Consider the following 13,000-nt stretch of genomic DNA (forward strand, 5'->3'; position numbering starts at 1 on the left):
GTTACCTACGGGCCAGTAAGTAGTGGTAGCGCTCCCTACATTCTATAGCGAGACCCCTGCACGATTTTGGACCCGCCCGGGTGGGTGCCCCCGACCGCTCGTCCGCGAAGCGCGGGTGCCCGCTACTCCATGCCGACTGCCGAAACCTGATCCGGCAGAGCGCCGCCTGTTGGAGCGAAGTCGAGTCGAGCTTCATGGCCGAGAAGAGGGATCCTCAGCGCGATGCCGGATTGGATCGCCCCGAAAACCGGCGCAGAAAAAATCCGGCAGCCAGCGACGGCATCCAGATCCACGCGATCTCGTTCTTCAGGACCTCGAGTCCCCGCAATGAAAAGAAGGCGACGCCGATCGGCGAGACCTCGATCGGCGTCCAGGGGAAGAAGTAGCGAGTCCGGTCGAACGGCGAGAAGAACGCCACGCCCAGGCCGCCATTGGTGAAGGCGTCGAGCACACCGTGCGAAGCTGCGACGACGATCAGGATCGCAGCGAGCGTCAGGCCGTCCTTGTTCCAACGAGGTCGCAGTCGCGCAGCAGCGAGCGCGCCGGCCACTCCTGCAAACAGCAGCGAGTGCGTGATCCCGCGATGGCCCCACAGGGAGTCGTAGCGCACGCCGAACGCGAAGCCGGCGACGTCAATGTCGGGAAAGACTGCGCAGAGCACGGCCAGATACCAGAAACGCCAGTCGGAGCGCTGGTGGTCCGGTGCGGCCTGGCCGATGGCGCATGCAGCGACTGCGTGGGAAAAAACGCTTGCCATGCCGTAAGACGGTCTCTCCTATCACATCGGCTGCGGCCTTCGCGCCGCCGGTCACAGCGGTCGCTGCCCCTCGTCTCCGGCTCGGAACCCGCAGCGTCCAGCCGACAGGACTTCGGTGGTGTTTCCCGTTTGCCGGTCGTAGCTTCCGCGACCATTCCCGAGCCAAGGAGCCGTCCATGACCACGCGCCTGTCCAAGGAAGAATGCACGCTCTACAGCGGCGCCGCGCAGGGCACCGAGGCCGAGTTCGGCGCTGCCGCCGAACGTCACGGCGTCGAAGAGGTCAACTTCACGTTCCATGGACACAGCGATGCGCGCACGCGCGGCCTCCACGTGTTGACGCATGCCGAGCTCAAGCGCGGCGACGTGAGCCTTTCCTACGTCAGCAAGCTCATGCACCGCAGCTACCACGACACGCCGCTGTTCCGGAAGGTGCTGCAGACCGTCTGGCACCAGGTCAACAGCGGCCAGGAAGTCTATGTCGTCGGCAAGATCATGGACGACGGCACCGTCAAGGGCGGAACCGGCTGGGGCGCCGAGTTCGCCAAGCTCTGCAACAAGCCGCTGTTCGTCTTCGACCAGGACAAGGCGCACTGGCTGCGCTGGAACGACGAGGCGTGGAAGGAAATTGCCGACCCCGTCATCGAGCATTCGCAGTTTACCGGCACGGGCACCCGGTTTCTCAACGACGACGGCCGGCGGGCAATCGAAGACCTGTTCCGCAGGACGTTCGGAGGCTAGCCCCGACATGCGAAATCTCTTCTCGCGGCTGCTGCCCGTTGCGTTTGTCCTGGCCGTCCCGGTACCCGCGCTTGCCGTCACTGCACCGTGGCCGCCGCTGCCGACAGAAGCGCCTGCACCCGCCGACAATCCGACGACCCCTGCCAAGGTCGAGCTCGGCAAGAAGCTCTTTTTCGATCCCCGCGTCTCCGTCGACGGCACCGTCTCGTGCAACTCGTGCCACAACGTCATGGAAGCCGGCGTCGATGATCGCCCGCAGTCGGGCGGAGTGCGCGGGCAGCGCGGCGCGCGTTCGTCACCGACGGTTTACAACGCCGCGTTCCTTTCGGTGCAGTTCTGGGACGGGCGGGCCCCCTCGCTCGAAGAGCAGGCCAAGGGTCCGATCGTCAATCCGGTCGAGATGGGAATGAAAGACCACGCGGCCGTGACCGGCCGCATCGCTGCAATTCCTGCCTACTTCTCCGAGTTCGAGTCGGTGTTCGGCAAGGATGGCCTGACCATCGACAATTTCGCCAGGGCGATCGCCGCGTACGAGCGCACGCTGATCACGCCCGACTCCGCTTACGACCGCTACGCCCGCGGCGACGAAAGCGCGCTGAGCGAGCAGCAGAAGCGAGGCATGCAGACGGTACTCGCGACGGGCTGCACCGCGTGCCACTCCGGCGTCGACTTTGCGGGCCCACCGCTTCCGCCGGGACAGGGTTTCTACCAGAAGGTTCCCCTCATTCCCGGCAGCCAGTACGAGACCAAGTACGACCTGACGAGCGACATCGGGCGCGAGCAGGCCACGAAGAACCCTGCCGACCACAACATGTGGCGCGTCCCGTCGTGGCGAAACATCGCGCTGACGGCGCCGTACTTTCACAACGGCTCGGTCGCGACGCTCGACGAAGCCGTGCGGGTCATGGCGAAAATCCAGCTCGGCAAAGACCTCGACGAACAGCAGGTGGCCGACATCGTCTCTTTCCTCGAGTCGCTGACCGGGAAATTCCCGGAGCAGACGATGCCGCGCCTGCCGTCGGTCGAGGCGAAGACGGTCGTGCCGGTGGATCCAAAGTAGGAACGGTCGGCTCTAAATCGCGCATTCGGCGCGAACCACGGAGCAACGGGACGTGCAATCCACACTGAGCGGCGGATGCCTTTGCGGGGCGGTACGCTACGAGATCGACGGGAAGCTTCGCCACATCACGCATTGCCACTGCGGCATGTGCCGCAAATCGCACGGAGCGGCGTTCGCGACGTACGCCAGTCTCTCGCGGGAGCGTTTCCGGCTGACGAGCGGTGATGGCGCGCTTCGCACTTATCGCTCGTCGAAGAGCGTCACGCGCCAGTTCTGCGGCACTTGCGGCTCCTCGCTGTTCTGGTCCGACGACCAGTACCCCCAGTCCATCGAAGTCGCGCTCGGCACGCTCGATGGGGATCCGGGCGGTCGGCCGGTAGCCCACATTTTCGTCAAGGACAGGGCTTCCTGGAACGAGATCACCGACGCGTTGCCGCGCTTCGACGGCAACGTTCCCGCCGATTCCGATTGAGTTGGCCCGCGGCGCCTCGGTGTCAGCCCGACGGACGAAAAAACGGCGGCGACCGCCGATCCGTCAACCGCCCGCCGCGCTAACGCACGGCGCAAAAATCGCCGCGAGGCCGGCAATGTCAGACCGATCACCCGCGACTCGCTTCGAACCCGAATCCTGGGTCGTGATGCGCCGGAGAATCACTCTGGCCTGGAGGCGGACGGCGTGCTATCGCTGCGACGCATGCCTCCGGGCGCGCGACGTGTCGTCATCGCGCCATCGGCAAAAGGAATTCCAGCATGAGACCGTCCCTCTGGCTCCATTGTCGGCGTTTCGCGGTCTGCGCGCTCGTCCTTGGTCATGCAGTTTTTGCGGCCGGTCCGGCGCTCGCCGGACGACATTCGCAACCGCTCGCTACCGGCCAGACGGATTGCTTCGACGACCTCGGACTCGCGATCGACTGCGCCGGTTCCGGCCAGGACGGAGAATTCCAGGCCGGCGCAAAGCGACAGCTCGTCGACAACGGCGACGGCACGATCAGCGACCTCGCAACCGGCCTGATGTGGGAGAAGCTCTCGGCCGACGGCTCCGTCCATCAGTTCGACAACCAGTACAAGCTGCAGTCCACGAAGATCCCGGAGCTCAACGCCACGCGTTTCGCAGGATATACCGACTGGCGGGTGCCGAACGTCCGCGAGCTCGAAACGCTGCAGGATTTTGACCGTCGCGGCCACGCTACTCCGACGGAGTTCGACCACGACTGCGTCCCGGGATGCACGATCCTTACGTGCAGCTGCCTGTGGCGACCCGCGTTCTACCATTCGTCGTCCATCTACGCCGAATCTGCGTTTTTCGCGTGGGACGTCGGGTTTCGGCTGGGATGGATCCATCCGATCGAGAAATACTCGGGTCAGCCCATTCGTGCCGTTCGCACCATCGTCGGCGCGCACCCCAGGTCTCGTACGCTGCGGACGGGACAAACCCGCTGCTATTCCCTCGAGCCGTTCGAGAGACAGGAGGTGCCGTGCGCGGGAACCGGAGAAGACGCCGAGACGAGAACCGGCTTGCGCCGCAGTTTTACCGACAACGCAGACGGTACGATCACCGATGACGTGACCGGCCTCACGTGGGAGAAGCTCTCCAGTGACGGCTCGATCCATGACGGGAACACGGCCACCTATTACTGGGATGATTCCGCACTGAAAATGGCGCAACTGAACGCCGAACGCTTCGCCGGGCACGACGACTGGCGCCTTCCCAATATCCGCGAACTGATGACGTTGCGCACGATTTCGAGGGTTGGGCCCGCGGCCTATCCCGCGTTCAACAACCACTGCGAGCCGGGCTGCAGCACGCAGACATGCAGCTGCTCCGGCACCGGGGGCGCCTTCTGGTCCTCGACGACGTTGCCTTACAAGAGAACCGAGGCCTGGACGCTGGATGTCTACGCAGGCGCGCAGCTTCCCCTTTCCAAACCGCTAGCGCACGCCAGGGTGCGGGCAGTGCGAGGCGGACTGTAGGATTCACCCGCCGGCGTGAGAGACTCTCGTTCCCCGGTGGGAAGCGGCGAGCTGGAGGTCGTGAATCATCCCGACATCGTGCGCAGCGCGTTGCCCGACCGTTGCATCAGGTCCAGCACCGAGATCTTCTGCCAGATCTTTCCCGACAACCCGGTCGTCAGGTTCTCGACGTCGTCCACGGCATCGAGAACCACGGGATCCTGGAATCCCTGCAGGTACAACGCCGCGATCTTGCCCGTCAGCGAGAGCGCCTCGGAGCAGTAGTCGAGGTAGCGGCTGAGCGCGAACGGAGTGAGAGCCCTCTTCGTCGTCGCGTCTGCGTCTCCGCGAAACGCCAGCTCGGGATCCTTGGTGAGCTGGTGCATGTCGATGATGTGTGCCAGCGAGCGGAGCTCGTGGATCGCCTTGAGCGCGCGTGCCCGCTTGATGCGAGTTTCCCACGTCGTCAGGAACAGGATCGCAGCACCGAAGTAGACGAGCGAGCTCAGGCTGGCGCTCACTTCCTGGATCAGCAGCGCGAAATCCGCGTTGCCCGACTGGCGATATCCGAGCACGAAGCTGACCGACACGAGAACGATCGCCGCGGCCATCAGCCCAACGCCGATGCGCAGAGGCAGGTTCGGCTTCTGGATCCAGGCGATGCGCGCCACCGTCTCGTCGGCGACGCCGCGAAGGTCGGCGACGACGCTGGCCAGTCCCGACCCCGGGAACCGCTCTTCGATGCGACTCTGGAGACCCGAAACGGTTTCGACGATGCGCCGTGGATCGAGCTGGCGGTAATTCGGCTGCATCGACTTCACGTCGCCGGCGGAAGAATCAGCGATTTTTGCCGGCGGGTTTGCTGCCCGCGAAGTTGAGCGCCACGGCCTCGCGGATCAGCGCCTTCAACGCCGTCGCGTTGATCTTTTCGCCCTCGTGGAAATCGATGGCGCGTCTCACGTTGCCTTCGAGGCTGGAATTGAAGAGGCCCGACTGGTCTTTGAGCGACGCGCCCTTGGCAAACGTCATCTTCACGACGTTCTTGTAGGTCTCGCCCGTACAGACGATGCCGTCATGAGACCAGACGGGCGTTCCCCGCCACTTCCACTCCTCGACGATCTCGTGGTCCGCTTCCTTGATCAGTTTGCGAATCCGCGCGAGCGCCTCGCCGCGCCAGTCGCCCAGCTCTTCGATGCGTTTCGTGATGAGCTCGGGGGCGAATTCGCCCTCCGTAGCGGCCTTGTCCGTGCCGGAACGCTTCATCACAGGTTCACCGGAAGTCGCCGCCTGCTGCGATCGCTCAATCGGGAATTTCTGGTTCGACGAGCCTGGCGAGCTGGTCGAGCGACTCCTGCCAGCCGAGGTAGCACGCCTCCGCCGGAATCGCTGCCGGAACTCCTTCCTGGGTGATGCTGAGCTCGGTGCCGCAGGACACCTGTTTCAGCGTCGCGGTCATGATCATTTCACCGGGCAGGTTGGGGTCGTCGAAGCGGTCGGAGTAACGGATGCGCTCGCCCGGCACCAGCTCGAGATAGCTGCCGCCGAAAGAGTGGCCGTTTCCGGTCGTGAAGTTCGTGAACGACATCCGGAAAGTGCCGCCGACCTTCGGTTCCTGATGGTGCATCTTCGCAGTAAATCCGTTTGGCGGAAGCCATTTGCACATGGCATCGGCGTCGAGGAACGCGCGGTACACCTTGTCGGGGCTGGTGCGAAGAACCCGGTGGAGGCGGATCGTGTGTGTGGACATGACCGTTCTCCTAGCCGGTCCTTGTTCCAGCACAAGCCTGACCGGATCGCCGCGCGACCATCGCTTTCCTCAGTCCGCCCCGCCCGCCACACATCGGACGGGAGGAAGAACGCCTCCATTCCCGCGCTGAGACGGAGCAGGCGAACCGTCTGCGCCGGATTCGGCTCAGGACACTAGTTCAGCAACACGACCGCATCGTTGGTCGTCTGTGCGAGAAACGCCGACAGCGCCGGCAGTGTCAGCACGTCGGTGGCCGGATTCACGGATGGATCGAGCTCGTAGATCACTGTCCCGTCCGCTTCGAGCGCGTGGAACGCCTGTACGTTGGACCCATCGGTCAACTCGAGATGGAAATCCCCGACCGTGCGGCCAACCCAGCGCAGCTCGACGCCCGTTCGCATTGCGGCTTCCGCCGCCAGCGGTGCGACGGCGTCTTCCAGGGTCGAACGTGCGGCGGAGACGTGGATCACGAGCAGCCGGGTGCCGAATTCGATCGGCGGGATGGCGTGGAACGCGTAGATCGCGTCGCAATTGTACAGGCAGTGCTCGAAACCGAAATGGAGGGTGTCGCCCACCTGGCGGTGCTTGAGGTCGACCAGTGGAAAGACTTCCGACCGCGTCGAAAGGTGCAGGAAATCGTCGGCGCTGCCGTAAAGCGGCATCGCCTGGGTTCCCTGCACCAGAGCGGCAGGCGACGAGCCGGTGACATCACCCGGCACGCCCGGCGCGAACAGGATGCGGATGCCCTGGCTGAGCAGCAGCGGGAGAATCGCGCTGTTGTACTGCGAGTCCGCCATCGCGTCCTGGACCGTATAGATGTTGACGGCCCCGAGCGGACAAGCGAGCGGCGCATCTTCTTCACGACCGACGATGCGGGAGGCAACGTAGTCTCCGTAAACCGGCGAAACCCACGCTTCGCCGACGTTTTCCTGGACACGACGCGCGTACGGCCTTACGAGCGCAGCCTCGGGAAGATTCGCTGCTGCGCCGAGCGCCGCGTTGAACGAGTTGGCCGTGCGCGCACGGATGCACTCGGAAGTCGTCTGGCACTGGCAGCCGGGTAGCCTTGCCCCGAGATCCACCCCCTGGCATCTGGTCGCGACCGCGTCCTGCACGTTCGTGTCGCATGCGGCGGAGACGGCGCCGTCCGGATCGGAATCGCGACACGCCCCGAGCGCCGCGGCATCGTTGATGCTGGTGGCCAGTCCGCCGCTCACGCACGCTGCAAAAGCGGCGACGTGAGCCGTCCAGCATCGGTCGATCGCAGTAGCCAGCGCACGCTGGCATGCGGCGGCTGTCGCGTCATCCGCCTTCGTTGCAAGCGCATCCTCGATTGCGGGACCGAAGAACTTCTGAAGCAAAGCGGCGCGCTGGCCGCCGGCGGCGGCCGCGGTCGTCGCGCCGGTCAGATCCGTGACTCCGAAGTCCGGTTGTATCGTGCACGCCTTCGCGATCGTGGACTTCGCCTTGGCCTGGGCTCCGGCGATCTTCTGCTTCGCGTCGGCGGTGATGCATCCGGCAACCGTGGCCGGAGCGAGATCGCCCGAAGCCGCGGCCTTGATGCAGCCGAGAGCCGCCTTCCCTTCCGCCTTCGAAACGCCGGCGAAGCCCTTGTCGACCGCTCCCAGGCACTTTTGCTGCGCGGCGCTCTCGGCCGCCGCAGTTGCCGGCGACTGGACGAGCGGAGCGAACAGGACGGCGACGATAAGAAGAAGGCGGCGGACAGTCGAAGTCATCGGGAATCTCCGCAAATGGCCGGATGGCCGAGGTTTTTGAATCGGAGCCGATCTTTTGGCACAAGCTGTGCCGATTTGTCAAGGGCCAGGCTGTGGCTCTCGAATGAGTCCCACCCGGATAACTCCAAGTCCCGCATCACGGTCGCCGTTGTTTTGGCAATACTTTTGCCAATACTATTGTCCATGAGTTGGACAGTCTGGCTGATGGCCGCTCTCGCCTACGGCGCCTTTCTTGCGTGGTACACGAACTGGCGGGGCCCTCTGCGTCCCGAAGAGATCGACCGCTTCCTCGAGCTGACCGTCGCCACGCCCGGTGCCGCACACAACGACCTCGCCATCATTCGCGAGTTTCTCGAACACGATGACGGGCGCGAGTTCATGATGCTCAACGTCGTGAAGATCGCCGAAGGCGAGGCTGCTCATCCGGATAGCGGACAGATGCAGCCCGCACCGAAGCTGATGCGGCACTACATGCGGTCCTTCCTGCCGCTTGTCCTTCGCCATGGTGGACACCCCGCGATCGCGGCGCGCAAGATCGGCGGCTACGTCGATGCGTGGAACGTCGCGCCGGATCCGGGCTGGACGCTGATGGGCTGGGTGCGCTACCGCAGCCGCCGCGACATGATGGAGCTCGTCGTCGATCCCGGGTTCTCCCGCCTGCATCCGTTCAAGATCGTCGGCACTGCCCAGACGTTCTCGTTCCCTACCCGTCCGATGCTGACGCTGTTTGCCGGCCCTCGCGTGTGGGTCGCGCTCGTGGTCGCGCTGGTCGCGGCGCTTGCGCAGATCTGCGCGCTGTTGCAGAGCTAGGAAGCGATGAGCACTGCGAAACCAGGCGCAGCAGCGGGCGACGATGTAACCGACGGGCGGCATCTTCGTTCGCGCTCGAGCCGTGCCCGCATCGTCGAAGCGCTGTCACGCCTGGTGCGCGAAGGCGACGTGCTGCCCGGCGCGGCGCGCGTGGCCGAAGTCGCCGGCGTGGGCCTTCGCACCGTGTTCCGGCATTTCGAGGACATGGATTCCCTCTACCGGGAAATTGCGGCGCTCATTGCGGCGCAAGTGCTGCCGGCGCTGTTCGCGCCCTATCGCGGCACGACGTGGCAGGCACGGCTCGGCGAGCTGGTCGCGCGGCGCTGCGAGCTCTACGAGGCGATCCTGCCGTACAAGGTCGCCGGCGACCTTCGCCGCTTCCAGTCGCCTTTCCTGAGGCACGACTATGAGCAGCAGCTCGAGCTCGAGAAGCACTCGCTGGCAAGCGTGCTGCCGGCGGAGCTGGCAGCGGACGAGACGCTGCAGGAAGCCCTGCGCGCGGCCACTTCGTTCCAGGCCTGGCGCATTCTTCGCCACGACCAGGCACTTTCGCCGGCGCAGGCGCGCGCCGTGGTCGAGCGCAGCGTCGCCGGCCTGTCGCGCGGTGTCGCAGGCACTGCGATCGAATCGAAAACCATCCCCGGAGGCGCATCATGACCGGTTCCGCAATGACGACCGAAATCCGCGTCCGCCGCGACAACCTGCGCGAGACGAGCGTTGCGACCAGGGCCCTGCCGCCGCTCGAGAACGGCCAGGTGCTCGTGCACGTGGAGCGTTTCGCGCTGACGGCGAACAACGTCAGTTACGGCCTGACCGGAGACATGATCGGGTACTGGCGATTCTATCCGACGCAGGACCCGTGGGGCGTGATTCCGGTCTGGGGTTTCGCCGACGTCATCGAATCGCGCTGCGACGCCATCGCCGTCGGAGAGCGAATCTGGGGTTTCCTCCCGATGGCCTCCCACGCCGTGCTGAGTCCCGCGTCGGTGCGGGCGGATTCCTTCGTCGACGACACGCCCCACCGCCGCGATCTGCCGCCCGTATACAACCAGTATCGTCGCACCAGCGCCGAGCCGGCGGACATGAAGAAATGGGACGACGCGCGCTGCCTGTACGTGCCGCTGTTCTCGACCGCATTCATCCTGACCGACTGGCTCGAGGACAACCGCTGGTTCGGCGCAAAACAGGTGCTGATCGGCAGCGCTTCGTCCAGGACCGGATTCGGCCTTGCGGACCTGCTGTCGCGCGTGCCGGGGCACCCGGTTCGCGTGATCGGGCTTACCTCCAAGCCGAACGAAGCATTCGTGCGCAGCCTCGGCACCTGTGACGAAGTAGTCACGTACGACAACGTCGCGACGCTCGATCCCTCGGTGCCGTCCGCTTTCGTCGACATGTCCGGTTCGGCTTCGCTGCTCAGTGCAGTACACGGGCATTTCCAGGATCGTCTTGGCGTGAGCTGCCAGGTCGGAGCGACGCACTGGGACGACTCGCGTCGCCCTCACGAGCTTCCCGGCCCGGTGCCCCAGTTCTTCTTTGCGCCGACACAGATCATCAAGCGCGAACAGGAATGGGGCCCCGGCGAGCTGCTGCGGCGCGCGATGGTCGAGAGCCTGCGCATCGTCGCTGCGATCGCGCCGACGATGCGCATCGCGCACGTTCGCGGCCCCGAGGCCTGCCGCACCGCGCTCGACGAGATGGTTGCCGGCCGCACTCCCCCGACCACCGGCGTCATTCTCGCGCTCGACGGCACGACCGCCGCGCCGTGAACATGGGATGACGATGGGGGAACGATCATCCGGCGATGGTGGCGAAGACCTCGGCAATCCGTCCTGGAGTGACAACTGGACCACCGGCCATCCGGCATTGCACGGCGAGATCATGGACGTCGAGTCGCGTTCCGTGTGGCTCTGCCAGCAGCCGATCTCGTACGAACGCTACGATGCGCTCGCACTTCCGGACGGCTTCATCAGGACCGGCATCGGTGGATCGACGGCGGACCTCGCGTATTTTCGAAGATCGCCGGGTCGAGACAGCGACGGCCCGCTGCAGGTTCGTGACATCGACGGCGTGCGCTTCTCGTTTGTCGCGACACCGGGAGAACCCGAAGCCATGCTGCCGGGCCTCGTGATCCTGCCCGTCTCCAAGCACCACCGCGTGCTGTACCGCGCCGGCCGCGCGATCGAGATCATGGATTGCGGAGACGGGTTCGACTACGTGCCGCTGGTCGCCGAAGCGCGGATGGCTGGCCGTCGCAGGGATCGGCCGCTGCCGCCACGCACGGCACCCAAGGGATGGTCGTCGCGGTTCGTCACGCTCGCCCGCAACCTCCTGGTCGAGCTGCCGTGCCCGACCCGCGTCACCTTCTTTGCGAGCGGCGAATCGTTCCAGGGACCGGTTCGCCTCGGGCTCTAGCAGCGGCCGAAAAACCCCTCCCGTCGGCCGGCACACCGGTTTTCGCGAATTTTTCCAATGCCGGTGCTGGAAATCCGCATCAAATAAGAGCTAACTTTTCCGCCAGGGCCCACGCGGGCTCGATCTGGAAGCCGCAGCCGCGGGGGATCGATCACGGGCTGCGAGCTGTCCGTCCGGGGAGGACCTGCCATGAATCTGTCGAGTCGCGTCGCGCTCTGCGCGACGCTCACGGTCGTGACGGTTGCACCCGACGCGCACGCTACCGACGTGCTGACCTGGCACAACGACAATGCGCGCACCGGGCAGAACCTGACCGAAACCCAGCTCACGCCGAGCGCAGTGCGCATGGGCGGCTTCGGCAAACTCTTCTCCGACCGGGTCAAGGGATACGTCTACGCCCAACCGCTCTATCGCGCGGCGGTTGCGAACATCGCCGGCGGCACCCATGACGTCGTCTTCGTCGCCACCGAGCACGACCTCGTCTACGCCTTCGACGCGAACGCCGTCGGAGATCCGCTCTGGCAGGTGAACCTTGCCGACGCCTCGCAGCGGGAGCGCCCGGTGCGCTCCCACGACGTCGAATGCACCGACCTCGTTCCGGAAATCGGCATCACGAGCACGCCGGTGATCGATGCTGCGACAGGCACGATCTACGTGGTCGCCAAGAGCAAGGGCGCCCTCGGAGTGGTGCAGCGACTTCACGCGCTCGACATCACCAACGGCGCCGAGCGGCCCCATTTCCCCGTCACGATCGATGCGGCGGTTGCCGGCGACGGCGACGGGAATGACGGCGGCATGCCGCCGATGGTGCACTTCGATCCGTTGCGCGAAGGCCAGCGCGCTGCCCTGCTGCTGGCCGGCAACGTCGTGTACATCGCGTGGGCCTCGCACTGTGACGTCGGCCCTTACCACGGCTGGGTCATCGGCTACGACGAGACCGACGGCCACCAGGCGATGGTCTTCAATGCGACTCCCGACGGGGGCCTCGGCGGCATCTGGCAAAGCGGCGGCGGATTGGCGGCCGACGACGACGGCAACATCTACTTCGAAACCGGCAACGGGACCTTCGACGCCGACATGGGCGGGCGCGACTACGGCGACAGCCTCGTCAAGATCGCTCCCGACGGCTCGGTTCTCGACTGGTTCACGGCGTCCGACCAGCAGGTGCTGAACGACGCCGACATCGACTACGGCTCCGGCGGCCCGGTGCTTCTGCCTGACCAGCCCATGGCACCGGCTCACCTCGTGGTCACCTCCGGAAAAGAAGGAACGATCTTCCTCGGCGACCGCGACGACCTCGGGCACTTCCACGGGTCCGACCAGGTGGTGCAGGAGCTGTTCGAGGAAATCGGCGGCACCTGGAGCCTTCCCGCCTTCTGGAACGATGTCGTCTATTACGGCGGCAGCGGCGATTCGCTCAAGGCCTACCCTTTGACCGGCGGCCAGCTCGTCACTCCGCCGTCGTCGAGTGCTCCCGACGGATTCGGCTTTCCCGGCTCGACGCCGTCGATCTCGGCCTCCGGCACCAGCGGAGCAGTGTTGTGGGCGCTGCAGACCGACGGTTTCATGCAGGGACGACCTGCCATCCTGCACGCGTACGACGCGACCGACCTTACGCAGGAGCTGTACCGCAGCGATCTCGGCGGCAGCAAGCAGAGCCCTGGCGGAGCAGTGAAATTCACCGTACCGACCATTGCCGACGGCAAGGTTTTCGTCGGCGCGCGCAAGCGTCTTTCGGTGTACGGCCTGCCGTAGCAGTCAGGCCTCTCGCGCCACTGCGCAGCTAGT

At 65.3% G+C, this 13,000-nt stretch carries 14 protein-coding genes; 9 read left to right on the plus strand and 5 right to left on the minus strand.

Features of this window, described 5'->3' with window-relative positions:
- Positions 1–214 precede the first annotated feature (214 nt).
- Complete coding sequence (locus VGK20_12645; protein ID HEY2774886.1) at positions 215–757, minus strand: metal-dependent hydrolase; 543 nt, start codon at positions 755–757, stop codon at positions 215–217.
- A gap of 176 nt (positions 758–933) precedes the next feature.
- Between VGK20_12645 and VGK20_12650 the strand changes: the two genes are divergently transcribed.
- The 4 genes from VGK20_12650 (at position 934) to VGK20_12665 (ending at position 4,528) form a co-directional block, all read left to right on the plus strand.
- A complete protein-coding gene (locus VGK20_12650) occupies positions 934–1,497 on the plus strand; it encodes a hypothetical protein (protein HEY2774887.1) in 564 nt (187 codons plus the stop codon).
- Positions 1,498–1,504: 7 nt separating this feature from the next.
- Entirely contained in the window at positions 1,505–2,557 is a 1,053-nt protein-coding gene (locus VGK20_12655; GenBank protein HEY2774888.1) for a cytochrome-c peroxidase, read from the plus strand.
- 52 nt (positions 2,558–2,609) lie between these two features.
- Complete coding sequence (locus VGK20_12660) at positions 2,610–3,029, plus strand: GFA family protein (GenBank protein ID HEY2774889.1); 420 nt, start codon at positions 2,610–2,612, stop codon at positions 3,027–3,029.
- A 278-nt stretch (positions 3,030–3,307) separates the two neighbouring features.
- Positions 3,308–4,528, plus strand: coding sequence for a DUF1566 domain-containing protein (locus tag VGK20_12665; protein ID HEY2774890.1), 1,221 nt, complete (start codon positions 3,308–3,310; stop codon positions 4,526–4,528).
- A 65-nt stretch (positions 4,529–4,593) separates the two neighbouring features.
- Here VGK20_12665 and VGK20_12670 read toward each other — a convergent pair whose 3' ends face one another.
- The 4 genes from VGK20_12670 to VGK20_12685 form a co-directional block, all read right to left on the minus strand.
- On the minus strand, positions 4,594–5,319 hold the full coding sequence (locus VGK20_12670; protein HEY2774891.1) for a hypothetical protein: 726 nt from the start codon (positions 5,317–5,319) through the stop codon (positions 4,594–4,596).
- A gap of 25 nt (positions 5,320–5,344) precedes the next feature.
- Positions 5,345–5,770, minus strand: a complete 426-nt coding sequence (locus VGK20_12675) for a DUF1801 domain-containing protein (protein HEY2774892.1) — start codon at positions 5,768–5,770, stop codon at positions 5,345–5,347.
- A gap of 37 nt (positions 5,771–5,807) precedes the next feature.
- Positions 5,808–6,254: an SRPBCC family protein gene (locus VGK20_12680; protein ID HEY2774893.1), complete on the minus strand. Its 447-nt coding sequence runs from the start codon at positions 6,252–6,254 to the stop codon at positions 5,808–5,810.
- A gap of 173 nt (positions 6,255–6,427) precedes the next feature.
- Positions 6,428–7,990 (minus strand): hypothetical protein, encoded by a 1,563-nt coding sequence (locus VGK20_12685; protein HEY2774894.1) that lies wholly within the window; start codon positions 7,988–7,990, stop codon positions 6,428–6,430.
- A 183-nt stretch (positions 7,991–8,173) separates the two neighbouring features.
- Here VGK20_12685 and VGK20_12690 point away from each other — a divergent pair, with 183 nt between their 5' ends.
- The 5 genes from VGK20_12690 (at position 8,174) to VGK20_12710 (ending at position 12,967) form a co-directional block, all read left to right on the plus strand.
- Entirely contained in the window at positions 8,174–8,800 is a 627-nt protein-coding gene (locus VGK20_12690) for a hypothetical protein (protein ID HEY2774895.1), read from the plus strand.
- Between the two features lie 6 nt (positions 8,801–8,806).
- Positions 8,807–9,457, plus strand: a complete 651-nt coding sequence (locus tag VGK20_12695) for a TetR/AcrR family transcriptional regulator (protein ID HEY2774896.1) — start codon at positions 8,807–8,809, stop codon at positions 9,455–9,457.
- Positions 9,454–10,566 carry a DUF2855 family protein gene (locus VGK20_12700; GenBank protein HEY2774897.1) on the plus strand — a complete coding sequence of 371 codons (1,113 nt, stop codon included), beginning with the start codon at positions 9,454–9,456 and terminating at the stop codon, positions 10,564–10,566. Before VGK20_12695 ends, VGK20_12700 begins: the two co-directional genes overlap by 4 nt.
- 13 nt (positions 10,567–10,579) lie before the next feature.
- Positions 10,580–11,212 carry a hypothetical protein gene (locus VGK20_12705; protein ID HEY2774898.1) on the plus strand — a complete coding sequence of 211 codons (633 nt, stop codon included), beginning with the start codon at positions 10,580–10,582 and terminating at the stop codon, positions 11,210–11,212.
- Between the two features lie 189 nt (positions 11,213–11,401).
- Positions 11,402–12,967: a pyrrolo-quinoline quinone gene (locus VGK20_12710; protein HEY2774899.1), complete on the plus strand. Its 1,566-nt coding sequence runs from the start codon at positions 11,402–11,404 to the stop codon at positions 12,965–12,967.
- Positions 12,968–13,000: the final 33 nt, after the last annotated feature.

Source organism: Candidatus Binatia bacterium, assembly GCA_036493895.1.
Lineage (GTDB): Bacteria > Desulfobacterota > Binatia > UBA1149 > CAITLU01 > DATNBU01.

Bases quoted from the DNA above. Each gene is read 5' to 3' on its own strand.
- VGK20_12705 (HEY2774898.1), top strand. From the start codon at position 10,580: ATGGGGGAACGATCATCCGGCGATGGTGGCGAAGACCTCGGCAATCCG.
- VGK20_12670 (HEY2774891.1), bottom strand. From the start codon at position 5,319: ATGCAGCCGAATTACCGCCAGCTCGATCCACGGCGCATCGTCGAAACC.
- VGK20_12680 (HEY2774893.1), bottom strand. From the start codon at position 6,254: ATGTCCACACACACGATCCGCCTCCACCGGGTTCTTCGCACCAGCCCC.
- VGK20_12650 (HEY2774887.1), top strand. From the start codon at position 934: ATGACCACGCGCCTGTCCAAGGAAGAATGCACGCTCTACAGCGGCGCC.
- VGK20_12685 (HEY2774894.1), bottom strand. From the start codon at position 7,990: ATGACTTCGACTGTCCGCCGCCTTCTTCTTATCGTCGCCGTCCTGTTC.
- VGK20_12710 (HEY2774899.1), top strand. From the start codon at position 11,402: ATGAATCTGTCGAGTCGCGTCGCGCTCTGCGCGACGCTCACGGTCGTG.
- VGK20_12695 (HEY2774896.1), top strand. From the start codon at position 8,807: ATGAGCACTGCGAAACCAGGCGCAGCAGCGGGCGACGATGTAACCGAC.
- VGK20_12645 (HEY2774886.1), bottom strand. From the start codon at position 757: ATGGCAAGCGTTTTTTCCCACGCAGTCGCTGCATGCGCCATCGGCCAG.
- VGK20_12690 (HEY2774895.1), top strand. From the start codon at position 8,174: ATGAGTTGGACAGTCTGGCTGATGGCCGCTCTCGCCTACGGCGCCTTT.
- VGK20_12700 (HEY2774897.1), top strand. From the start codon at position 9,454: ATGACCGGTTCCGCAATGACGACCGAAATCCGCGTCCGCCGCGACAAC.
- VGK20_12675 (HEY2774892.1), bottom strand. From the start codon at position 5,770: ATGAAGCGTTCCGGCACGGACAAGGCCGCTACGGAGGGCGAATTCGCC.
- VGK20_12665 (HEY2774890.1), top strand. From the start codon at position 3,308: ATGAGACCGTCCCTCTGGCTCCATTGTCGGCGTTTCGCGGTCTGCGCG.
- VGK20_12655 (HEY2774888.1), top strand. From the start codon at position 1,505: ATGCGAAATCTCTTCTCGCGGCTGCTGCCCGTTGCGTTTGTCCTGGCC.